We start from the raw sequence: 24218 nt of genomic DNA on the forward strand, positions 1-24218 counted from the left end.
GATGAAGATACTGTAGTGGATCTAGCTTCTGAACGCATGGGAGATTTATTGGACGATGTGAAAAATGCTGATCGACAGCTGTTATTTATGACATTCACGCTTGTTATTTCAGATCGGGATAAAGAAACTCTTGAAAATAAATACCAAGCACTGCAAACGATATTCAAAAATACAGGATTTAAACTAACTCGTCCTCTTGTTGATCAGTTAACGTTGTTCTCTCAATCCTTGCCAGCATCTTTTACTAATTACAATTACTTTGAGCAAGTCGTCGATGAAACTTATTTGGCTCAGTCCTCTATGGACGTAACAAATAAGATTGGAAACCGTTTCGGCATGGTTCTCGGAAAGGTTGTAACTGGTAAAAAATTAAGCAGCGTTGAGCAATCCAGAGACATTAACAACAACATTGTGGTTTTCAACCCTACACTTACTAAAAAAGCGATCAAAGGTGCTGTTCATACGAACGGAAACATTCTGATAACTGGACCGCCGGGTAGCGGAAAAACCATGTTAGTTAAAAACTTCTTTACGTGGTCCACCTTCTTTGGAACCAAAGTTTTATATGTAGACCCGAAGAATGAATTTCAAAATTACTACAAAGATGCTTTGGAAACTTATGGTGATATTCCCGAGTTTCGCAACCTTTATGAGCGTATCAATTTTATTCATTTGTCCGAAAGTAGTGAGTTTGCGGGTGCTCTTGATCCCCTTGTATTCCTTGAAGGTGATAAGGCTATCCAAACAGCTATGATGATCTTAAACACGCTTGCGGAAGTGTCAGTATCAGGTTCTCGAAATGAATCAGTTCACATTTATGATTCGATTTTAGATGAGATGAACGATTCTGATTTCCCTACTCTTACTGGAGTGGTTGAGCGTATTAAAGAGAAGGATGATACGTTAGGAAAATATATCAGTAAGTTTAAATATGGCTTAGGTCGAATGGTATTCGGAGAGAAAGGCTCCCAAGGTCTTGATTTTAAGCGACAGATCAATGTCCTTGGATTGCAGGGATTGAAGCTCCCAAGTTCCGACAACATGAATGATGAAGAGCGTATAGGTCTTTGCTTGATGATGTCCATATCGAAGTATGTTCATACGTTCTCTACAAATGAGCAAGAAGATGCTCAAATCATCTTTGATGAAGCATGGACATTAAAACGTTCTTCTGATGGCCAGGAACTTATTGATGAAATGTTACGAACAGGACGGTCCCTAAAGACAGATATTGTTCTTGTGACCCAAGCTTATGATGATTTCAATGTCAGCACTACAAAAGAACAAATAGGCGTGAAATTCGCCTTTAGACCCAAATCTGATGAAGCCATTAATCCGATTCTAAACTTCTTCGATATGGAGGAAAACGAAGAGAATCGAAGTGTCGTGAGTAGTTTGAAACCGGGCATGTGCTTATTTCAAGATCACTTTGCAAGAAACCAAGCCATTGCCATTGATATTCTGTTTGACGAATGGTTTGAAGCTTTCAAAACGACTAATCGATCTGAAAAAGCTGTTGAATATGAAGAAGTTTATAGTTAAGGAGCTGATGGTGTGAAGAAAATCATTACTCTCTCCGTTATGGCGGTTCTCCTAACCGCCTGCGGCGGGAATAAATTAGAGCTTGATTTGGAAAAAACAGAAAATGCTATTGCTGCAGAAGCAGTTGGCCAAAACGTTATTGAGGATGCTGGATATGAAAAAGAAGATATAGAAGTCATTAAAGTATGTGAAGCTGTTGAAAGTGGCAAAGAAGAGCAAGGGTTTAGTGGACAATACATTGTTCATTGGCAGACTACAGATGGTGAATATAAAAGAGAGTTGTCAATGACGAGTGAGTATGAAACAGGATACAGCACAAGTCGTTTAGATCCAGTGGAGGACCGTTGTATCACTGTTGACTAAGAGGGGTGATTCTTTGAAGAAAAAAGTGAGTTTCCTCTTGTTATTCACGTTCCTTCTAATGTTCATTCCCTCAACGGAAGAGTTTGTCTTTGCCGATGATGGAGAAGAACAACGTGAATCACAAGAATATGGGGAATCTCGTTATGATCTGATGACCTATGCTGATGATAGTTGGTATGAATGGGTTGATAAAACAGGAACAGCTGCAGTTTCCAGTATTAAAAATTTCTTATGGCAGATCAACATTGTAATTACTCAAATTACATTAATGATCATTTTCCAGATGTTTTCCCTAGATATAGTTGAACTCACTAAAGATTCAATAATGGAAATTGCATCGGGAACGGCAGGAGCATTGATTACAAACTTAGGTATGTTTGCCTTCGCAATAGCTTGCTTTGGAGTGGTCATTCGAGCGTATATCCAACAAAATTGGCAAGCCTTCTTTAAAATTGTGACTCTTGTAGTCATCAGCATGGCTTTACTATTCTCAATTTCAAGTGAAAAATTCAACTATGTGGATCTTGCTCATGGTATTTCTGTCAGCTTTGAAAATGCTGTTATGCAGGTGAATCCTTCCCTTACGGATTCGACTAACTATGAAGTGGCCGAAGATGGAAACATTGGCCAACAAGTTTCTGTAGAGGTCGAGAATAAAGCATTTGATGCTTTACTGTATAAACCCTATTTACTACTCCAATATGGTACGACAAATGAAAAAAACATTAATGATGAAGGAAGTTTGAACGGAGAAGAATCAAGGATTGAGGAATACTTGAAAGCTAACCCAGCTACAGAAGATGGAATGGAATTAAGACAGGACATAGCGGAACGAGAATTTAATGAAATTCAAAATGAAAATATCTTTGCCGGAAATGCCTTTAAAATTTCCGCCTATATAATGGGGACCATCTTTTCAACCATTATTCAGGCGATTGTATTCTTTTTCCTAGCTCTAATGAGAATCATGTTACAGTTTGCTTTTGTCTTTGTGTTGCTGTTAGTACCGTTTATCCTCTTCATGAGCATTTTCCCGACTTTTGAGGGACTTGTGAACCAATATCTAAAAGGAACTTTTATGCTAGTGATCTTTAAAGCCATAACAGTTTTTCTTGTACTGGTTTCCACCAGTTTCATCACATTAAGTTATGAAATGGTAAACATGTCAGACGATATTTACTATCGAATTTTCATCCAGACCATTTTCAGTATTTCGATCATCTTCATGTATATGAAACGTCAATTCATGATCGACATGTTGAATGGTGCTACACCATCCCTTGCAGGTATGGGAGTAGGTGAAGGTATGGGCCGCCAGGGTATGCGCAGATTTGGAAAGGGTGCTGCTCACACTAAAAAAGGTGGACAAAAAGCATTAGCCGGAACAAAGAAAGGTGGAAAAGTTGCTAAAAAAGGCGTTGTAGGAACAGGAAAGGCATCTAAATCCATCGCTCAAAAGTCATCTAGTATGTACGATAAAGCGGGACAATATGCTTCTGCTAAATCAGGTCGAATTGGTCAGAAATTAGGCGGTAAAATGCAACAGGCCAAAGAACACATCAAAAATACTCAATATGGTGAAAGTCCTAATCAAGAAAGACCTTACCACAGTAAAGATCAGAAGGATTATGGACAGAGTAATAGACAAGAAACTGCCGTTCAGAAGGATAAACAGCAGAATGTTGTTCAAAGCAATATTCAACAAACTGAACAATCTTCTAATGGTAACGTTACACCTATTCACCGTTCTAATGAAAGGTCCATGAGGAACCCAAGGGTTGCTAAACAGAATCTTCAAGATTCGTCACAGCTTCAAGCTGTTTCATCCAATAATCAAAACAAGCAGACCAAACAATCATCACCGAACCCCGGCAGGAAGTCAGATAATAACACCCAAAGTAAACAATCACCTTCTAATGGGAAATCCGGAAAGGAAAATCATAGCCAACCTACTTCATATAATCGTCAAAACTCACAATCTAGCAATATAAAGAACAATCAAAATCAAACCCAATCAGTGAAGAAAAAAAATCAAAGCAGACATACAGGCCGGAGTCCTTATAAAAGGAAACAATTTAATGAGGGACAGCTAAATAATGGAACAGCTGAAACACAAAATGCAGACCGGAATCAATCGAAGATTAAGAATAACTCTTCCGCACGCTTAAATAAAGAAGGCCGGTTAAACAGATCATCGTTACTGCATGATAATGATCACTAATAGGAAAGGAAGGTCTAGATAATGGAATTGGTTAAACAATATGCGAAACGTAAAGCACAAGCAGCTGCTTTAGCTATTTTCCTTAAAATCATCCTTCCTATCCTTTTGTTTTGTGGCCTTATATTCGGGGTTATCTTTATGATTTTAGCCATTCTAGGAGGTTCCACAGATAGTGATACCGGAATTGAAGGAGGACAAGCTATAAATTTAAGTTCGGAAGTCTTGTCCTATAAGCCGGATGTGGAGAAATACGCATCAGAATACGGTGTAGAAGAGCATGTAGGGGTTATTCTTGCGCTCATGATGCAAGAGTCCGGTGGACGTGGGAATGATCCTATGCAAGCTTCTGAAAGCCTTTGTGGAGCCGTCGGTTGTATTGATGACCCTGATTTATCCATTGAGCAAGGTGTTAAATATTTTTCCGGTGTAATTGAACGTGCTGATGGAGATATAAAGTTAGCTTTACAGAGTTATAATTTTGGCGGTGGATTTATTGATTATGTAATGGACCATGGCGGGAGCTACAGCCAGGAGTTAGCAATTGATTTTTCAGCTATGAAATATCAAGAGTTGAAGCATACAGGAAATTATTCTTGTATTCATCCGGAAATGCTTCCCGAGGGGGCCTGTTACGGTGATGTTTATTACGTTGATAATGTTTTACGCTACTACGACTATGCGGTAGCGGTGGATGGTAACGGTGAATTTGCTATCCCGATTCAGGGGGCCTTGGATACTACAAGTGAATATGGCATGAGATACCATCCGTTATCAGGAGAATATAAAATGCACACAGGCATAGATTTTGCTTGTGTTGGGAGCGTAACACCTATTTACGCCGCACAATCAGGTAAGGTTGTTTATTCCCAGTTTCAAGGAGCAGCAGGTTACGGGAATTTAGTTATGATTCAGCATGGAGACCAGTTAATCTCCGCATACGCTCATTTATCTTCTTTAAGCGTTGATGTGGGTGATACGGTAAAACAAGGTCAGAAAGTCGGTGTGTGTGGTACAACAGGGTCTAGTACAGGTCCTCACCTCCATTTAGAAATGAAAACCTCCTTATGGGATGGACATATGAACCCGGCTCAATTCTTTGGTTTAGGAGAATCATAATGAAGAAGGATATGGTATTAAAAACGATTGTCTTAGTTATTGGGATAGGTTTTGCGGTCCTGACTTGGTTTGGTTTTCGCACTATTGACGATCAGGCCCAACAGATTGACAGCTTAGAACAACAGATTGAAAAGAAAGATAATCAGATTAGTTTTTTAGAAGAAACTAATCAAGAGAAGACGGAAGTAAATGAAGGTTCTTCCGACCAGAAAATTCAAGACTCAGTTGAAATCTTTGTGGAATCCGTTTTTGAAGTTCAAGAAGGGAACTATCAAGATCGAAAAGGACAAGCAGAAACAGTCTTAACCCAGTCCATGCTTAATGAAATCTTTCCAGAAGATGATGAATATACGGTGATGTATGAGTATGCTGTCGATGAAATTCATTCTTATGTTGATCAAAAAGAAGAAGAAGCCAGCGCTTTTGTTACTTTTGAGCAAGAGGTTACAAATACAAAAAATAAGAAAGAAAACGACAGTTATGTAACGATCGAAGTTTTTCTTCAGAAAGAAGGAGAACGTTGGTTAATCAATGAGTTTAAACAAATCCAATCTGAACCTTTATAAATACTGAAATAGGAGTGTTTAGATGAAAAGTACGGGCATTGTACGTAAGGTCGATCATCTCGGGAGAATTGTTGTTCCAAAGGAGATCAGAAGGACTTTAGGAATAGAAGATAAAGATCCATTAGAAATCTTTGTAGAAGATGACAAAGTTATTTTACGTAAGTATCAACACCTAAAAGCTTGTGCCATAACTGGGGAAATCAGGGAGGATAATGTTGAATTAGCTGGGGGAATAACTTTAAGTCCTAAAGGAATCAAGGTTTTGAATGATCAGTTAGAAGATCTTAATTACTAGCCCTTAAAATAAACCATAGCCTAAAAATTCGAGTGCGGGTGTTAAAAAGAAGTAATCTCACATGTTCTCAGTTGCATTGAAATGGACGATACCCCGAAAGAGTTTATTTCGATGCAACACAGAGGATGTGAGAAACATCGAAAATTCCAATATACCAAAAAGATAGTACCATAACGTTGTAAATTCGCATTTTCCTGACCTGGGTCCAAGCAGAAAAATTAGGAATCAATCTTGATGACCTTGTAGACGGCATCATAGCAAATGTGGATATTGGTGATGTGATTAAGGAAGCACTTGGTAGTGAGTTACATGTGGATGTGATTGACGATATTTTGTTCCAAAACGGACAGGATGGACAAACTGCCGAATACACGCTTGGTCACATCATTAATTAGGGGGAGCGTCAGGAAAATGCGGATTTACAACGCTAAGATATAGTGTTGCAACACTATAATTTATTTGCTTTATCTCGAAACTGAGTCTTTCGCTAAAGGGCAGTTTTCTGGAAGACTCAGTTTCGAGATAATACCCAGTTTTGAAACGATTTATGTACTCATTCGTATATGGATTAAAACACTTTTTAGGAGTGGTAGTTATCTTAGACCTTGTGGTAGTTGTTGCGGTTGCCGTTGGGGGGGGGATAATTGCACTAATTGGGCTTTTGGTCATATTAGGGAGTAAAGTTGCTGAACCTAATAGAGATTTGAAGCGAAAAGTGGAGCGTCTGGAAAGTGAAGTTAAAAGTCTCAAAGATAAAAGGTGAATTAGAAAGTAGTGGTGAACTAATTGGTAAAAAGCAAATTATTGATTCAAAGTGTATTAGTTCTGCAAATCATATGGTTTGTTATGTTTTTAACTAATTTGCTTGGATACATAGGTTCTAGAAATGAGATAGTACAGGACATCGTATGGTTAGGAATACCGATAATCGGTATTTTTGTTTCATTGAAATTTTTACTTGAGAAACGTTTTACTTTTCTAGGCACACTGACCATAGCTTTATCTTTAATTATCGTTTTCATATGGTTTTTAATATCTGGATTAAGTGAAATGTGAAAATTAATTTCTTTTAACTAACAGGTATCTTTGTTGAAAGTTAGTACGACGACTCAAAACCAAGTCTTACGGAAACGGGGGCTTTAGCTTAATAAACTAAATCAGAAAATCGGTTCCTAAACGTTGTAAAGGAACCGATTTTCTAATTTGCTTAACGTTGTATATCTGCATTTTCCTGACGCTACCCCAATTATGAAGAATATTTAAACCGGGAAGAAGGCGGCCCTTAATGGGCTGCTTTTTTTTGTTCAATTTTTTCCACCTCTTATTGTAGTGGAGAAAGCTTATTTATGGGGGTTTTGGCCGTACTATCCACCCTTATAGAGAGAGGGAGGTTTTATGGATGGATTTATAGACTTGTTAGGCTTTTAAATTTTTTATAGAATTTGGTCTGATTTTTAAGAGAATATTGTGTAAGTAGTAGGGAGATTGTACAACAATAAGTGTATCAAACAGAGTAGTCGTTTAGGAAAATTAGATTCTGATGTAATTAAATAGATTTTTTTCCATGAAGCAAACCAAAATTAGTTATAATTACCACAGCAAGAAAAAAGACACTCCATAGTAAGAGTGTCCGAGTATCTTCATCGTGTTTGTACCAGGTATTGCCGTACCTGATATAAATAAATTTAAGTTAGGAGATGAGAAAATGACCATCATCCAAGCATTATTGGTCACTCTGGTTCCACATCTAGCCATGTTCATCGGCCAATTAACGGGGATGTTAATTGGAACTGAATCAACGTTGTTTACGAATGGCTTTGCAGTTGTCCTGATCCTTGTAGTAATATCAGTCTTTGGGGTAAGACGACATTGCGCCATGGCAAAAGAACTAAAGGAACTCAAAGCAAACCAGAGTTCATGATGAAGATTTCAGCCCTTCTCTTTTTAAAGAGAGGGGCCTCCTTATTATAGTCAACAATATCATGTACTAAAGCTAAGAACCAAGCTATATTTTTAATTAATACCAAGATCGGCGTTGAGGTTCATAAGGTTTAGCATGCGATCCATAAAGATACTCTTCCATACACTTCTGTGTTTGTTCCTTAAGTTGAGCAGAAGTAAATTCCATCCGACCGGTTTGGTTTCCGGCTTTCCATTGGTAGCGGGAAATTCCTTCATCATGTCGTAGTAAAGTAATGTCTACATGATGGACTGAATACATTTGTTGTTTAACATGACTTAGATCGTTTTGAACGGATCCGATCATCACGTCTAATTTATCTAAATACACATTCTTCATCTTAAAATCTTCAAAAAGCTTCTTATCGTTTTGAAAGACCCTCAGCACAAAAGGCAAAATAACAGCTTTAATTAACAGTTTCTTAATTGTTTGGTCCAACAGTTTCACCTTCATTTTTTTAGTCGAATGATCACCACTTCCAGAACTTCCAACCTTTGCGTTCTCTTCTCATTTCCTCAAGATCATTCAATACTTTCGTTAGTTTTTTATCCATTTCATTCAGACCTTCGTCTTTTTCTTTAGCAGCTGCACTTTCTAATGGAGCCACTAAAAACTTTTCGATCCTCTTATTAATGCCATCAAGCAAATGACGATCCCGGGCTTCCAGGCGCTCGTCCAATTTTTTAATGAGCACTTGTGATTCATGCTTTCCATCTTCTTTTCCTTTTAGATATGCCCTTTCGACAGCTTCATCAATAAGCACTTGTATATCTTCTTTAGAAAACGTGTTATGAACGGGTTTTTCTTCAATAACGCTTAGTGTCTTTTCAGCGTTTTCTCGATCCTTATACAGCTTTGCAATAGCATTTATAGCGTCTTGGCGATTTCTCTTCTTTTCGATCAATTTCTTCAACTCAAAGAACATGCTAATATCTCGATCATAATAAATGCGTTGGTCCTTTTCATTCCTTTGAAATTCATAGCCTTTTTCTTCTAGTGCTAACGCCCATTGTCTTAAAGTGCTGGGCTTAATATCAAGCTTTAGAGCAACATCTTTAGCAAAAAAACCAAAGTTTTGGTTCACGTTCATAACGCATTCACCTCTTTAATTAAACGTACCAACGTAGAACAGAAACAGCAAGATAAATCTTTCTCTATTTTATGACTAGCTTTGACGTTATTTTTACCGATCCATTCGCCTTAAGGCGGTTGTTTTTTTCTTGAAGAAAACCACTGTCCATAAAATGGAATATAGGAAGGTCCACAGCTATTACGATCGTGTTTTGCTCTTGGTATCCAATGAAAAACGTAAAAAACCACCCCTATACTTAGAGGTGGTTTTTTGCGTTTTATTGCGTCCTTTGAATGTGAAAAGAGAAGAACGGACTGCTCTTACCGTTCGGGAAATTGTCTCTTTTGTCAAATTTTGCTCAACATGCGTTTTCCTATTTTTTCATTGTTACCCTGGAAACCAAAATAGCACCGTATGATTAGTTTCTATTATGTTTTCTAAAAAAGTTTGTTAAGTACATGACATATAACAAAATGGTAGTTGATATAATAAAAACTATTTTACCAGACAAGCTCATATCATTATAAAAAATTACTTCATACAATGAAATGAACAAATATACAAGAATAGGAATACCAATGACTTTTATTAAAGTCTCCTTCTTCATAACAATCCCTCCTAAATAAAGTGTTTCCCTGTCAAATATTAAAAAAAACAGAAGAAGGGGCTAAAAAGCCCCTTCTTTAATCACAAAAATATTCATCAAATACTTGAGTCAATACCGCTCCTCCTACAAGGATCACAATACCTGGTGCTGTTCCACCGGCTAGCAAAGCGCCAGCTGAAACTGCCGCTGAATTGGCCACGGTTGCTCCCATCCCCGCTAAGGCAGGACAAGATGTAAGGTCAATTCCCATTGCTTGAACTTGTTGTGCTTCCTCCCATCCTTCACTAAATGCAGTTTGCAGAAGAACTTCTTCATTAGATAGTTCTAGAAAGGTCTCTTCTAACCCACCTATTTGTGTACCCTCACTATCATATACAGTCAATGTGATTAGGGCATCATAAGGTGTTCCCTCGACTTCAATTACGCCGATAGAATAAACCTCATTAGATTCCAGAGCGACGGTTGCAAAAATAACTGTGGTTTCATTACTTTCTAAGGGGCCAAAAATTGTAGCCAATCCTGTACTATCTCTAAAAACTTCTACTACGAAAGGGTCAACTATGGTTTTGTTACTTTCTGATAAAACTTCTTTATATACAGAGTTACTTTCTAGGATTTCAACATATTTGTTAGCTTCAACTTTACTAACCTCTTTACTAGAAAAACCCTTTGAAGCGAAAAAGTCTTCAAGATCATCCTCTGAGAGAGGATGAGTTGCTTCTAAATCCAGTAGATTCATGGTGAAAGGGCCTACCATTCCATCAACTTTTTGATCTGTTGCATTTTGAAACTTTTCTACTGCAGACTCCGTACCAGGTCCATAATTACCATCTACAGCAATGGAAATTGAGACTTCCTCTTGTTCATTCAATTGATTTTGAATACGTCGTACGTGACTACCATTATCTCCGCGTTGAATTAAGAGAGTGGTAATATACTCGTCCATAGTCTTGAGAGTGCTCGGACCTGCATTTCCATCGACTACTAGGTCATTAATTAATTGGAAATCTCTCACACCTTGTTCTGTTGCCGGACCATAGCTCCCATCGACTGTACTCTGTTGAATGTAGAAATACAGCAAATCCTTTTGGAGCAGTTCGATACCCCTGCCCGTCATGCCTGGAAGTAAAGCGATAGCGGAACGTAAAGTTGATAACGTGTTCGGCCCCGCATTTCCATCAACGACAAGACCTTTACGGCTTTGAAATTTTTCTACCCATTCTACAGTTTCAGGACCATAAGATCCATCCACACCATATTCAGGTAGTGCGCTCGGATTTTCACGAATGAGTTGTTTTTGGACCATCTCGATCCATCTTGTAGCAGCTTTCGAGTTAATTGATTGGTTATCAATGTTCATTTAAAATCTCTCCTTTTTTGTTGGTCTATTTATAAAAGAAGAAGTAATAGTATTTTTTCAACCACTATTAGTTTTTTTCTCGAAGTTCCGTTTAAACGTCCAGAAGGATATAATATCCATTTCATGAGCAACCTTAACAAGGCGCATATGGATATCTTGCTTTAAATCTTCTCTATCCTGAAAACCCGTGCCCTTTGCTCCTTTTTCTATTCGCATATTCATTCCGTCTAATACTTCCATGATAATTTTATTCTTATTCAATGACAGTCACTTCCTTCTCGTAATTGGTTTAATGCTTTATCTTTTAGCTTGGAAACATTTTGGGGGGAACAATAAAGTGTTTCTGCGATTTCTTTAATGGATAACTGAAAATAAACCCATAGGTATAGAACCATTTGTTTTTGTTTACTAAATGACTTATAGATCTGGACCATTTTTTTTGTGGGTAAAATATCTTCAATAGAGCGTGTAGCCTCATCTATAAGATGGAGCTGAGGATGAGGATACAGATCTCTAATTGATACCTTCCCTTCAGGACCATCTTGAATAGATGTGTCGAACGTTAACTCTGAATAAAGTTTCCTCCGTTTTTCACCATAGGATTTTACGTATAAACGAGCTAATTTATCTGTGTAATGAATCAATCGAACCTTTAAATAAAATTCCTGAAAGCGTTGATCCAGAATATGAGACGCTTCAAGGTTATTTTCATAAACGGATTTCCTAAATAGTTCTTCATTATCCTCTTCACTCATAAATGATTGGATCAAGGGATCCGAAAAAAATTGGAAATTTTCTCTATGAAAAGGTTGAAGGATATTCTCCTGTTTTTTCTTCACCATAAAAGCCCTCCTTATCATGCAACTACTATATAAAGAAGAAAAACAGAACGAACATCAACCAATTATACGAACAAATGTTCTCGTTTTAATTATTTTACTACAAATTTTGCCACATTTATACAAGCATTGGTTGATTTAATTAGGCTTTTATATCTTTCTAATGTAAGTAAGGGGGAAGTAGATATGGAGAATTTACCAGATTGGGCAGTATTACTAGGTAATTATGGTTTTCCTACCTTGGTAGCTATATATCTATTAACTAGATTTGAAAAGAGAATAGATAGCCTAACTACAGCTATACGCATTCTGGAGAACGTGCTTGAAAAGAAAAAATAGGAGGGTACTATATGGAAATCAAACAAGATCTAATTCCCGTCACGAATACAAATCGTCCAGGAGACCATCTAAATGCAACACATATCACCATTCACGAAACAGCTAATATAAACACAGGCGCCGACGCTGAGATGCATGCGATCTACGTCAAAGGGAAAGACGCTCAAGAGCGCCAAGTTTCTTGGCACTATACAGTAGATGATAAGCAGATCATCCAGCACTTACCTACCAATGAAATAGGTTGGCATGCAGGTAGCGAAGGGAATGCTCGGTCAATAGGTATTGAACTTTGTGTAAACGAAGATGGATCTTTTTCTAAAACAAAAGAGAAAGCTATTGAGCTGATTCAATTATTAAAAGAAAGTCTCAATGTCTCTAACTCTAATGTAGTTACTCATAAAAAGTGGACCGGAAAAAATTGTCCCGATCGTTTGCTTAATAATTGGGAGGCTTTTAAGGATCGCATTCAATCAGATGATCCATCCTCAATTTCAGGAAAACGTTTGATTGTGGAAGTTTCTTCCTTGTGGGTTTACGATCAACCTAATTGGGACGCAAAATATATGATAGTAAGTGAAGAAGAAGTCTTTACGATAAAAGAGGAATTGTGGGTAGATGGATATAAAATGTACCAATTAAAAAGTGGATTGTATATTACAGGAAACACAGATTATGTGCGACTAATCGAGTAATTTTCATAGAGAATATAAAAAGGAAACCCTTGACCACATTGTAGTCAAGGGTTTCCTTTTACTTTCGGATCTTTGAACAGAGCGTTCATGGTATTAAGTAAAAAAAGAGACGAATCTTCTCCTTGTAGGAGTCAAGTTAGAAAAATGCGGGTTTACAACCTTAAGACTCCACTAGCATTATTTTCTTTGACATAAAAAAACACTGGAATTATCGTCGTGTAACAGATTATCAGTTATTTTTGTTGGTGTATTTGTTAGGGTCGAACCTTTCAAGTTGGTTTAAAGTATCCAACTTTTTTTGGTGATTTTCTACAGCGATTTTCTTAAGTAATTTATTAAACTCATCTGGTACTTTTGAAACGCCAAAACCAAGAGGTTCCTTTAATTCTCCATTTTCAATCATTTGAAATATTTTTAAGAGTTCTGGATTGTCCTTCTTATTCTTATTAACCAAGAAAAACCTAGGAAAAATCCAATAACGGCACCTATAGCAGCAGCAATAATGGTTTCTTTCATCTCCCAACTCTTTCGTTTTCTATTAGGAATATTATACCATTGGTTTTAATTAGGAAGTTGTCTAAAGGTGTGATTTTTTGATGTTTGTTCATTTTAAGTACACTCTGTACAAACAAATGAAAACCCTGTAATATCAAGACATATAATGTTCAATCAGGGTTGTTCAAATGCGAAGGGGGGATTTTATGATATTTGGTTACGCCAGAGTAAGTTCGAGTGAACAAAACTTGGATCGCCAATTGAAGGAGTTAGAAGCTTATGGTTGTGAAGATATCGTAGTTGAAAAACAAAGTGGTGTTATAGTAAGACAGGAATTTGAAAAACTTTTGCAACATATACGGAAAAATGATGTGGTGGTCTGCCATGACTTAACTCGCTTTGGTCGATCGCAAATTCATATCTTACAGGTGATTCAGGAATTACGTGAAAAACAGGCCGGACTTGTGACCTTGAAAGAACGTATAGATACTCGCGAAGATAATCCATATAGTGATTTAATTGTTTCAATATTTTCTGCAACAGCAGAATTTGAACGAAAGATGATTAAAGAACGACAACAAGAAGGAATTGAAATAGCTAAGGCGAAAGGCGTATTCAAGGGGGGAAAGAAACGTTACCATAAAGGAGCAACTGGTAAAGATAAAATCATCTATGATGAAGTTATTCGATTGTTAAAAGAAAAGGAATCTGTAATGAATATACATAGAAAAACAGGGTTGTCTCGAAATACGGTGTATAAAATTCAATCTGAGATAGAGGTAGCAGCTGGAGAGGAAGAAATTCATGGAAACGAAACTATTACAAGAAATACATAAGGTGTTAACTGATTTTCCTGAATACTGGGAAGAGAAAACACTTCTCAAAAATAGGTTAATCGAAGACATTAGGTCTTATAACGAAACAATTATTGAGGCACTTTTATCGAATGAAATGTTGAAAACCACGTACTCACTGCAATTGAAATCGGGAGTGGTTTTTAAAACAGAAGATTTTATTAGTATGCTTCGCTATAAAAATTATTGGGATGACAGCTACACAAAATATACAAATGAAATTGGCCTTACAAGTGGAGGAAAGTATTTGAAGTACAACACGGACGTGGTATTAGATTTCCCACACAAAGATTCTGTTTTGGAAGGCGGGATGACAAAAGAGGAAATTGGTAAAAAAGAAATTTACTACCATAATGTGATTGCAAAAGAAGAGATAGACACATTGTTAACTAAAAAGGTACTTACGGACATAAAGAAATATGATGCACATGATAGTTTTAAAATTGAAGGGTTACGGGATACAGATAATTTAATTATGAAAGGAAACAATCTCATTGCCTTAAATTCATTAACAGGTAGATATTCAGGGGGAATAAAGTTAATTTACATAGACCCTCCATATAATACTGGGGGAGATAGTTTTAAATATAATGACCGTTTCAATCATTCTACGTGGTTAACTTTCATGAAATCACGTTTAGAAATAGCTAAGGAATTACTCTCAAAAGACGGTGCCATTTGGATTTCTGCAGACGATGATGAAGCTCATTATCTAAAAGTTCTCTGTGATGAAATTTTTGGAAGGAATAACTTTGTTAGTAATGTAATATGGGAAAAAAAGTTTTCGCCCCAAAATGATGCCACATGGTTATCTGATAGCCATGATCATATAATGGTATTTGCTAAAAATAAAGAGATATGGCGTCCAAATCTTCTCCCTAGAACAGAAGAAATGGATAAGAGGTATAAAAACGCTGATAATGATCCAAGGGGCTCTTGGACTTCTAGTGATTTAACTGTTAAGACTTATTCTAAGGAGTATGATTACCCCATCCAAACACCGAGTGGTAGAATCGTTAATCCTCCCAAAGGAAGGTGCTGGAACACATCAAAAGATAGAATGGATGAGTTAATTTCTGATAATAGGATCTGGTTTGGAAAAAACGGAGACAATGTTCCAAGGTTGAAAAAGTTTTTATCTGACGTTAAAGGCGGTATTACTGCCAAAACAATATGGAAGCAATCAGAAGTTGGTAATAATCAAGGTGCTCGAAGAGAAGTTAATGCAATTGAAGATGTGGATCAATTTTCAACTCCGAAACCTGAAAAACTTTTACAAAGAATCATACATTTAAGCACGGATGAAAATGATATTGTTCTAGATTTTTTTATGGGATCAGGTACAACTGCATCAGTAGCAATGAAAATGAATCGTCAATTTATTGGAATTGAACAAATGGATTATATTGAAACTGTTTCTGTTCCACGTCTTCAAAAAGTTGTAGCAGGGGAACAAGGGGGCATTTCAAAGGATGTTGAATGGCAAGGTGGAGGAAGCTTTGTTTATGCAGAATTGTATAGCTTAAACGAAGAATTTCTTCGTGACATTCAATCATGTCAAAACATCGATGAATTACAAAACGTTCTTGAGAAGATGAAAGAAGCAGCTTATTTGAATTTTAAAGTGGATTTAGAAAAAGTAACTGCGGAAAATGCGGACTTTAAAGAATTATCTTTAAAGGAACAGAAGGATATACTCATTCAGGTGCTGGATATGAATCAGCTGTACCTTAATTATTCGGAAATTGAAGACTGTCAATATGGTATCTCTGATTCGGTGAAAGCTTTTAACCATTCCTTCTATAAAAAAGAAGGTGTTGCTCATGAGTAATGAAATCCTTCATCGAAGAATAGAAGACCAGTTCAATTCCTTATTTGTTACCCCTCCAGAGGTTGCTGATTATATCAAGGATAATTTAAGTCATTCATTAAGAGGATACCAAGAACAAGCCTTACGCCAACTGATTTATACTCAAAGATTAGATAGTGCAGACTTGTCATTCAACCATCTCCTGTTTCATATGGCTACCGGGTCTGGAAAAACGCTTGTGTTAGCTGCAACCATTCTGTACCTTTTTAAGGAGCAGGACCAACAAAACTTTATTTTCTTTGTGAATAGCGATGCAATTATTCGAAAGACCTATGATAATTTAACAAATGATCAATCTTCGAAGTATTTGTTCAGGAAGGAAGGCATTGTCATTGATGGTCAATGCATTTCTATTCGAGTCGTGGATGTATTTCCGGCTTTTCCTGATCCAAATACCATTTATTTAAAATTAACAACCATACAAAAGCTTCATGGAGATCTAACAGAACCAAAAGAAGACTCGTTGACGTATGAGTCCTTGGAAAATACGAAACTGGTCTTACTAGCAGATGAAGCTCACCATATCAACGCTTGGACGAGAAGAGACAAACGAAGGTTAAATACTAAAGAAGCTGAAGAGAAGACATGGGAAAATACCATTAGCAGCTTATTACGACTTCATCCATCGAACCGTTTATTGGAATATACAGCTACGGTCAATTTAAATCAAGATGTATTGTTCGATAAATATAAAGATAAGATTGTGTATCAATATGATTTACGTCGCTTTATGGAAGATGGTTACTCGAAGAACGTTGTATTACTTCGTGCAGACGAAGAAGACGACAATAAAATGTTAAATGGTATCCTTTTAAGCCAATACCGTAAATATGTGGGGAAAGAACAAGGCGTTCAATTAAAGCCCATTATCTTGTTTAAATCTAATAAGATTGCTACATCTTTGACAGCAAACGAGAAGCTTTTAAGTATGGTACAAGGGTTAAGTCTTCAAGAGTTATCACGAGTCATTGACCTTGGCTATTCGGTTTATAAGCATGAGAACAGTATTTGGAGCAAAATGTTCCAGTATTACAAGGAACAACCTCTTGAAGAGGTGATCCGTGATTTACAATGGGATTTCACAGAAGAAACGATTCTTAACGCCAATGACAAAGCTTTCCTTTCAGAAGATAACGCTTTGTTATTAAATACACTGGAGGATCAAAACAATCCGATTCGTGCGATTTTTGCGGTGGCCAAGCTAAATGAAGGTTGGGACGTATTGAATCTATTTGATATCGTGCGAATCAGTGAAGGTGCTAGTTCGACAAAAAACACGACGGATAGTGAAGCTCAACTGATCGGCCGAGGAGCTAGGTATCAACCCTTTGAATATAAGGGGGAACGTTCGTACACACGCAGGTTTGATCGACAGCAGACCGATTTGAAAGTGATTGAAAGTCTTCATTACCACACTATTAATGATAATGCGTATATCAAGAACTTAGAGAAGTCCCTGGAGTCTGCGAGTATTCAAGTCAAAGAAGATGAATACGATCGTTTAGAAGCCAAGGTAAAACCTTCGTTTAAGAAACACCCGATTTTCAAAAACGGGAAAATCTATATCAATAAGCTGGTAAAGACGACAGCTGATGATTACAAATCCTTAAAGCAATATAACGTGACGACTGATTATGAAATACCTTATGAAGTAACGGTTGAACAACATTATGGCAAGAAAAAACAACGGATCATCACAGGACAGAAGCATGAACGAACGTGGGTCGTGGAACGAAAGTTTATTCAGAAGGCAATTCAAAGAAATCCTTTCTTCCACTTCGAGAATTTTAAACACTATGTCCCTGCTTTAACGAGTATGAAAGATTTTATTGAAAGTCCTTCATTTTTGGGTAATCTCACCTTTTATGTTTCTCTTCCTTTGGAAGTTGAGATGGAGCATTTAAAACCTTTAGCAAAACTCAAGATGGTTGAGAAATACATGGATTATGTAGAGAAAAAAATTCGTTCTAATTACATGAAAGAACGTGGAACGCCTGTTTTTGAAGGGGTCTCTATGCCAGACTTGATCAACGATTATTACATTGAACTAAATAAGGTGAATACAAAAATATCTAGCATTAATGAAGCCGTCCAGCCAAGAAGTATGCGTGAAAACCATTGGTATATCTATGATAAAGCGATCGTTAATAATTTGGAAAGTTCTTTCATTGATTTCATTAATGATTACATTGAGCATCTGAAAGAAAAATATCAGGAAGTATTTTTGATAAGAAATGAACGTAAAGTGAAGATTGTTGAAATTAATGGCACTCGTGGATTTATGCCTGATTTTCTTCTTTATCTTCAGGATGAGGAATATACGTATCAGATTTTTCTTGAGCCAAAGGGAGATCATCTACGGTTACAGGACCAGTGGAAAGAAGATTTCTTGACCTCTTTATCTTCGAGAACCGATGTTGAGGTTTTAACGGAGAATGAAGAAGTAAGGCTTCTTGGTGTGAAGTTTTATTCTAATGATAAAAATTTAAAACAGGATTTCCGCGAAAATTTTAATGAGACTTTATTTAATTTATCGCCTGTGTAATTGAAAAGTAATGAAAAAGAACCCTTCATATTAAGGGTTCTTTTTCATTACCTCTAGAAGGAGATACACTTTAATAAGGTAAAAATCGAAGGTCAAAGAGCTTTTGGGCGGTGATACTACAGACTGATCAGGAAGCAAAAAACACTTCCTGTCATTCTGTACGTATCGCTGCGGTACTAAATAGATCGATAACCACGGACTGTAAGGCTCATCCTTCGCCTACATTCCGTAGGTTCCTGATCTATTTGCCTTTGGCCGCACCGCACGAACCGGAAATCAATATCGATATCAGAGTGGAAAGCAGGCCAACGCCTGCTTTTTTATTTTGGTTATTTTTCCTTTTGCACTCCGAATCGTACAACGTCCTTGAATCTTCTAAGTCTCCAATGGGGCAGGAACCGTAAGCCTTTCCCCATTGGAAACTAAGAAGATTAGGAAGCCATCAATAAACTTTCACGGCATAGCCTCCACTCCGTTTCGGTATTCCATGGTCTTATTGACGGCTTCCTATAAGGAGTTGTCACGTTCTCCATAGCAAAAGGGAAAAATAATCCCCTTTGGGGAACTCACTTCGTTTCGGAGTTTCAGCCCAAAGGAAAAATAAGGAGGAAAACCATGAGTAAAAAAATTTATGAAATGATTACAGATCAAATCATTGAAAAGCTGGAGGAAGGGGTCATTCCTTGGAAGAAGCCTTGGGAGAACGGCGTTGCAGTGAATTGGAAAACTGAAAAACCTTATCGTGGGATAAATACAATGCTTTTAGACGGTGGAGAATACGCAACTTTCAAGCAGATCAAGGAAGCCGGAGGGAAAGTCAAAAAAGGAGAGAAATCGCATATTGTTGTTTTCTGGAAGATGCTTAAAGTGGAAGATGAAGATACAGATGAAGAAAGAAAGATCCCTTTTCTCAGATACTATCGTGTTTTTAATGTAGGTACTCAGGTGGAAGGATTAGAGACTAAAATGAGTCATCACACATATGAGCATGATCCTATAGAAGAAGCTGAAAAGATCAAAGAAGAATACTTCAATGGTCCATCTTTCAGTTTTAGAAGTGGCCGAGCTTATTATGTCCCTTTTGAAGATCGAGTGAATGTTCAACCTAAAGAAGATTTTGAAGATGTTCATGAATTTTACAGCACCCTTTTTCATGAAATGGTTCACAGCACAGGTCATAAGGAACGGTTGGATCGTAAAGGAGTAACAGGAAAAATCAGTTTCGGAAGTGAAAGGTACAGTAAGGAAGAACTAATAGCAGAGTTAGGAGCTTCCATGCTTTGCGGCGTAACTGGAATTGAAGTTCACACCATAGATAACAGCGCAGCTTATATTCAATCATGGTTAAACAAATTGAGAGAAGATAAAAAACTGATCGTAAATGCTTCTCAGAAAGCACAAAAGGCCAGTGATCGTATTTTAGGGGTGGAATTTTCATAAAAAAATCCCCTGTATGATAACTCATACAGGGGGGATTTAAACTTCATAAAACGCTTTAAGAACGTTTTATTTTTTAATAACGCTTAGTGTTTTTGGAGCGTTTTTAAAGGTGTGAGATAGCATGGATATAGGATTTTGCGTGTCCTACCGGACTTTCATTTTTTGGGGGGGATTTCCACCTCAAAGTTCACGCTAATATCTCGATAAGGAGAGAGAACATGAATACATGTGCTTTTTGCGGATCGCCGGTTGAGAGATTATATTGTACTTTCTGCCAGATGGATTTAGAGCCACGGTATGTCTTAAAGAATGGAAAGCGTGTTTCCAGTACAATCGAGCAACTTCCAGGAGAACAGGATATTTTTTTAAGTACCCCCGAGTTAATGCAGCGGGACACCATTGAGTTATTGTGTTTACTAAAATATGCCCGTAAGCATCGAACGGATGTTTATAATTGGCGTTTCCTTACAAATAAAGCTAATGAGTTGGAAGATGTTAAAGAAATGAAGGAGAACAGCTTTAAAGAGTACGAAAACGCTACAAGGAAGGTTTGGGTGATTGAGAACATCCTTAAAGAACGCATGGGCTATTATCCAAAAGCCATTACTGATGATTTTATTAATAGGTATCATTTACGCATGAAGCAGTCAGAGAAAAAACGAATGACTATGAAGAAATCGATAGCAAAGAAAAATAAAGCATGATTGTAGTGAACTGAATCATAGGAGGTCTGGATGTGTTTAATGAAACTCAGTATGTAGATGCAAAGCGGCGTTATGAACGTGAAAATACCGCGAGTGGATTAGTATTCTTGGAATCCTTGTTTGTGACGCTGATGATTGGATTTCGCTTTGATTCTTGGAAGGTTGGTGTACTGGTGTTTTTTGGGTTGATTTTTCTTTGTTGGTCCCGTCCTGTTTCAATAACCTTTGCTATTGTCTTTAGCTTATTCTGGTCTTTGATCGGTTTAGTAATAGGGATCGGTTTTCTCCAGTCTATTTTATTTGCGGCAATCTTTGCAGTTATTTCTTTTATCTTTTCCATAGTCCTTCATTTGGAGTATTTCCGAGTCCTTTAACTATGTTAGTTTACCAGTAAAGAGGAACGGTAAATTTTAACCTCCTTTCTCGCCGGAGGAAATCTGGTAAGTAGAGAACAGAACAGGGAGTCATATAGTATAAAAAATAACCAATATGCCGTCGGGCTATTGGTTATTTTTTAGAATAAGAAGAACCATAAATTTATATGCATGTCGTATAAATACGTTCTTTAGGGAATAAGATAGTACCTGTGGATAACTTTTTCAGAAGATTTAAACTTGATGGCAAATTTAGTTGTGACTCTCCGCAAACCGGGGTATAATGTATAATAGAATCATGATATGAGCACAGCAAAAAATCTCCTCGTACTATGTAGGAGAAGTGCCTGATCGTGATATCGAGTTTTGGAGAAGGGATTATGTAGAGATGTGATTTTAAATCAGTAAACTGGTTTCAGGAAAACTAGGATTTTAAAGTCAGTCTCTCCTTTCAAGCCAGAAAGGAGGGTATGTATGAAACAAGTAAAGTGGTTGAGCCTTTTCCTAAGTGCAGCAATGACTTTCATCACCGAACTGGCAGTGTACACGCCATTGGAAGTACGATTGATTCTACTTGTATTCACTGTAATCTGTTTCACAACGGATCTAGCCGACAAAATCTTTGGAGCAACTGTCCTATACGTCTGGATCAAATGGGAAACTTTTAGCAACTATGTGAGAGCAAACTCGAAGTTGCTAGTGGTGCTATTGCTTGCAGGACTGTTCGTGATAGAATTAGCTAACTTCATTCTATCAAAGTAATACAGACCGGATCGGTGCAACGATCCGTGAGACTCTTAAGCTCGTAACTTAGGAGTCTTTTTCTTTTGGTTTTTAAGGAAAAGTTCCCCAAGGCCAAACGAAGAATTATAACACAATTTTTGTAAGAAGTAAAACACACTTGTTACAACCTACATATACCATACCATAGCTATCTTAAAATGTGCAATAAAGAAATTCTAAAAAACTTTGACTAATAAAGCATAATCGTCTAGAATAACGCAGCACTAAAAATCAAAAAAACAAAACACATATTAAAACTATATACAGGTATCTTCTTTAGGATGTTCTTAACGATTTTTTTTATACGGTATTTAATTTTTTTTACTGGGTATACTGTTAAGTTAGAGCAAAACCGTTTTTACATTATACGTAGTTATCTTACTTAAGTGTATTAGTCCTAGAATTTCCCTTTCTAACACCTTAAAAACATATGTATGTGCAAAAAATAAATAAAACACCCTTCAGTTTAAAAAATCAAGACCTGGGGGTGTTTTTTGTTACCTAATCTAATTCTTTCGAAGAATATGAGGCTCCTGTTATGTTTGGAAGAACTCTCTTTTTCTCAGGATTTAGGCTTGGTTCACTAACTTCTCTTTTTGTTTTTGATTTTTGATTTTTTTCGGCTGATTGCTGCAGTATGTTTTGTTGGCCCATACTTTGCATCGCATTCATATATTGACGAATAACCGACTTTATAAATCCGGCTCTAGTGGTTCCGTTGTCGTCAATGAATTGGAGAAGATCAGCTTCCTTCTCCATATTAAATTGAAGTTCAACACGTTCCTTTTTCTTTTCGGGCATCTTTAGACACCTGCTTCCTCAAGTTGTGATGCCTTTCCGAATTTATAAAATCCGTTTGCATTAGCTGTTTCACTATTCTCTACAAAGATCGCATGTTTATACGCATTTAAAATTTCTTCATGATTGATCAGGTTTGCGCCTCCACCAGTAAATAGGAAGGTATCAATTTTGGATGTTCCTTTAAGAGTGGAGTTGATTGTATTAATAAGTTCTCTTGTATATTTTATTTTAGCCTTCTTAACGTGTTTGGTTATATTGTAAGATTCATTTTTATTTGGTCTGAAAAAGTACTGGTCATTATCACTTTGACGCAATATCTTTTCTACGTTACTACTGGTGATCCCATGGATATTATCTTTTAAGCAGCTGTTCGTGATCATTTCATAAACCTTATAGGCTCCATTCTCTTTTTGAGCACGTCCAGTATCGGAAAGGTTCATATTCATTAAGGTATCAATGAGTATGGTTCCTCCACCAATGTCTACAATCGTAACCTGTTCCTCTAAGTAATTTTCATTTTCCAAGTAACCATCTGCATCAAGCATTTCATTGTAAATCGTTCCGACCGGTTGGGGAAGAACTTTAACTTCTTTAACGCGGACGTTTAGGCTTTCATCATTTATAGTTACGTTGTGATCTCCTTTAAGTACATTCATAATGCCTTTTACCGAGGATTCATTGAAGTCATTAGTTGGAACACCAGTAACAATTAGAACCTCCAGAATCCCATTTTTCGCTTCCTCATAGTTCTTGGCCAGTTCACCGATCGCAAATGAAGAAAGAAGCTTAAACTCATTTGTGTTGTAACGATCTTCAAAATGAATGGTATCTATAAAATTGCCTTTTGAGTGAGCATGATAAAGATCTTCCCCCCAGGCATATTCAAACATTGAATCAAAGTTTGTTTCGTATTTATTCACTTTCAGTTTGGAGTTGAATATAGACGTGCTTTGATCCCCTAGATCATCGTAATCTAAAAAGCTACTAGGTAAGACCTTTTCTGTTTTGCTAGACTTAATTTTCGTTTGTAAGTTCCCTAGATCAAGAGAAAAGATTTCCATTAAATGTTCCTCCTTTAAAATAACGGTATTTTACCGTATTGTTTCTAAATAATACCGTTAAAATAACGGTAAGTCAAATTTGAATATAAAAAACACCGTTAAAATAACGGTGTTTTTTTATTGAATATATGTAAAAATAACGTTAAAATAACGGTATAAGCAATCTGTTAAATTTTCAGTCAAAACTAGACAAAACTAAATTCAAGCTTTAAGATAATATGTAATTAGATTTTGACAGGTTACGAATTTTAAAATACATAAAAAAGACAAATTAAAAGAGCAGTGCTGGTAACACTACTCTTTTGATAAGCTAGCCCAA

Annotated in this window: 24 protein-coding genes; 16 read left to right on the forward strand and 8 right to left on the reverse strand. The window is 36.8% G+C overall.

Translation table 11 applies throughout. The features are described 5' to 3' along the window. The 7 genes from ACXAD6_RS19880 to ACXAD6_RS19910 form a co-directional block, all read left to right on the forward strand. Positions 1 to 1542: ATP-binding protein (locus ACXAD6_RS19880; protein WP_474970477.1), on the forward strand; the 1542-nt coding region annotated here is incomplete at its 5' end. A 12-nt stretch (positions 1543 to 1554) separates the two neighbouring features. Beyond that, complete coding sequence (locus tag ACXAD6_RS19885; RefSeq protein ID WP_474970478.1) at positions 1555 to 1905, forward strand: hypothetical protein; 351 nt, start codon at positions 1555 to 1557, stop codon at positions 1903 to 1905. Between the two features lie 13 nt (positions 1906 to 1918). Further along, positions 1919 to 4126, forward strand: coding sequence for a CD3337/EF1877 family mobilome membrane protein (locus tag ACXAD6_RS19890; protein ID WP_474970479.1), 2208 nt, complete (start codon positions 1919 to 1921; stop codon positions 4124 to 4126). 21 nt (positions 4127 to 4147) lie between these two features. Further along, entirely contained in the window at positions 4148 to 5242 is a 1095-nt protein-coding gene (locus tag ACXAD6_RS19895) for a lysozyme family protein (protein ID WP_474970480.1), read from the forward strand. Beyond that, a complete protein-coding gene (locus tag ACXAD6_RS19900) occupies positions 5242 to 5808 on the forward strand; it encodes a hypothetical protein (RefSeq protein ID WP_474970481.1) in 567 nt (188 codons plus the stop codon). The genes ACXAD6_RS19895 and ACXAD6_RS19900 overlap by 1 nt, the downstream gene beginning before the upstream one ends. A gap of 22 nt (positions 5809 to 5830) precedes the next feature. Beyond that, positions 5831 to 6103, forward strand: a complete 273-nt coding sequence (locus ACXAD6_RS19905) for an AbrB/MazE/SpoVT family DNA-binding domain-containing protein (protein ID WP_474970482.1) — start codon at positions 5831 to 5833, stop codon at positions 6101 to 6103. Positions 6104 to 7808: 1705 nt separating this feature from the next. Further along, entirely contained in the window at positions 7809 to 8024 is a 216-nt protein-coding gene (locus ACXAD6_RS19910; protein ID WP_474970483.1) for a hypothetical protein, read from the forward strand. A gap of 96 nt (positions 8025 to 8120) precedes the next feature. Here the strand turns inward: ACXAD6_RS19910 and ACXAD6_RS19915 are convergent, their stop codons facing one another. The 5 genes from ACXAD6_RS19915 to ACXAD6_RS19935 all read right to left on the reverse strand — a co-directional run bounded on the left by ACXAD6_RS19915 (position 8121) and on the right by ACXAD6_RS19935 (position 11944). Beyond that, a complete protein-coding gene (locus ACXAD6_RS19915) occupies positions 8121 to 8516 on the reverse strand; it encodes a YhjD family protein (protein WP_474970484.1) in 396 nt (131 codons plus the stop codon). A gap of 16 nt (positions 8517 to 8532) precedes the next feature. After that, positions 8533 to 9153: a MerR family transcriptional regulator gene (locus tag ACXAD6_RS19920; protein WP_474970485.1), complete on the reverse strand. Its 621-nt coding sequence runs from the start codon at positions 9151 to 9153 to the stop codon at positions 8533 to 8535. 665 nt (positions 9154 to 9818) lie between these two features. After that, a complete protein-coding gene (locus ACXAD6_RS19925) occupies positions 9819 to 11102 on the reverse strand; it encodes a peptidoglycan-binding domain-containing protein (protein ID WP_474970486.1) in 1284 nt (427 codons plus the stop codon). A gap of 57 nt (positions 11103 to 11159) precedes the next feature. Continuing rightward, positions 11160 to 11363 carry a hypothetical protein gene (locus tag ACXAD6_RS19930; RefSeq protein ID WP_474970487.1) on the reverse strand — a complete coding sequence of 68 codons (204 nt, stop codon included), beginning with the start codon at positions 11361 to 11363 and terminating at the stop codon, positions 11160 to 11162. Next, entirely contained in the window at positions 11360 to 11944 is a 585-nt protein-coding gene (locus tag ACXAD6_RS19935) for a hypothetical protein (RefSeq protein ID WP_474970488.1), read from the reverse strand. The genes ACXAD6_RS19930 and ACXAD6_RS19935 overlap by 4 nt, the downstream gene beginning before the upstream one ends. A 126-nt stretch (positions 11945 to 12070) precedes the next feature. On the opposite strand from ACXAD6_RS19935, the gene ACXAD6_RS19940 reads away from it, so the two are divergent. Then, entirely contained in the window at positions 12071 to 12280 is a 210-nt protein-coding gene (locus tag ACXAD6_RS19940) for a YvrJ family protein (protein ID WP_474970489.1), read from the forward strand. Positions 12281 to 12291: 11 nt separating this feature from the next. Continuing rightward, the gene (locus tag ACXAD6_RS19945) at positions 12292 to 12972 is read left to right on the forward strand and encodes a peptidoglycan recognition protein family protein (protein ID WP_474970490.1); all 681 of its coding nucleotides are present in this window, start codon (positions 12292 to 12294) and stop codon (positions 12970 to 12972) included. 229 nt (positions 12973 to 13201) lie between these two features. Here the strand turns inward: ACXAD6_RS19945 and ACXAD6_RS19950 are convergent, their stop codons facing one another. Further along, a complete protein-coding gene (locus ACXAD6_RS19950; protein ID WP_474970491.1) occupies positions 13202 to 13426 on the reverse strand; it encodes a hypothetical protein in 225 nt (74 codons plus the stop codon). 247 nt (positions 13427 to 13673) lie between these two features. Between ACXAD6_RS19950 and ACXAD6_RS19955 the strand changes: the two genes are divergently transcribed. From ACXAD6_RS19955 to ACXAD6_RS19985, 7 genes are all read left to right on the forward strand, one after another. Continuing rightward, entirely contained in the window at positions 13674 to 14303 is a 630-nt protein-coding gene (locus ACXAD6_RS19955) for a recombinase family protein (protein ID WP_474970492.1), read from the forward strand. Beyond that, positions 14272 to 16152 (forward strand): DNA methyltransferase, encoded by a 1881-nt coding sequence (locus tag ACXAD6_RS19960; RefSeq protein WP_474970493.1) that lies wholly within the window; start codon positions 14272 to 14274, stop codon positions 16150 to 16152. Before ACXAD6_RS19955 ends, ACXAD6_RS19960 begins: the two co-directional genes overlap by 32 nt. Continuing rightward, entirely contained in the window at positions 16145 to 18736 is a 2592-nt protein-coding gene (locus tag ACXAD6_RS19965; RefSeq protein WP_474970494.1) for a DEAD/DEAH box helicase family protein, read from the forward strand. The genes ACXAD6_RS19960 and ACXAD6_RS19965 overlap by 8 nt, the downstream gene beginning before the upstream one ends. 615 nt (positions 18737 to 19351) lie before the next feature. Next, positions 19352 to 20176, forward strand: coding sequence for an ArdC family protein (locus ACXAD6_RS19970; protein ID WP_474970495.1), 825 nt, complete (start codon positions 19352 to 19354; stop codon positions 20174 to 20176). A 218-nt stretch (positions 20177 to 20394) separates the two neighbouring features. Beyond that, the gene (locus tag ACXAD6_RS19975) at positions 20395 to 20880 is read left to right on the forward strand and encodes a hypothetical protein (RefSeq protein WP_474970496.1); all 486 of its coding nucleotides are present in this window, start codon (positions 20395 to 20397) and stop codon (positions 20878 to 20880) included. Between the two features lie 32 nt (positions 20881 to 20912). Beyond that, positions 20913 to 21254, forward strand: coding sequence for a hypothetical protein (locus ACXAD6_RS19980; protein ID WP_474970497.1), 342 nt, complete (start codon positions 20913 to 20915; stop codon positions 21252 to 21254). 474 nt (positions 21255 to 21728) lie between these two features. Continuing rightward, entirely contained in the window at positions 21729 to 22016 is a 288-nt protein-coding gene (locus ACXAD6_RS19985) for a hypothetical protein (RefSeq protein WP_474970498.1), read from the forward strand. A gap of 522 nt (positions 22017 to 22538) precedes the next feature. Here the strand turns inward: ACXAD6_RS19985 and ACXAD6_RS19990 are convergent. Both ACXAD6_RS19990 and ACXAD6_RS19995 read right to left on the reverse strand, forming a co-directional pair. Beyond that, the gene (locus tag ACXAD6_RS19990) at positions 22539 to 22838 is read right to left on the reverse strand and encodes a hypothetical protein (protein WP_474970499.1); all 300 of its coding nucleotides are present in this window, start codon (positions 22836 to 22838) and stop codon (positions 22539 to 22541) included. A gap of 2 nt (positions 22839 to 22840) precedes the next feature. Continuing rightward, a complete protein-coding gene (locus ACXAD6_RS19995; RefSeq protein ID WP_474970500.1) occupies positions 22841 to 23899 on the reverse strand; it encodes a ParM/StbA family protein in 1059 nt (352 codons plus the stop codon). Between the last annotated feature and the right edge of the window lie 319 nt (positions 23900 to 24218).

It is taken from the genome of Halobacillus sp. ABH2_015, from assembly GCF_056158945.1.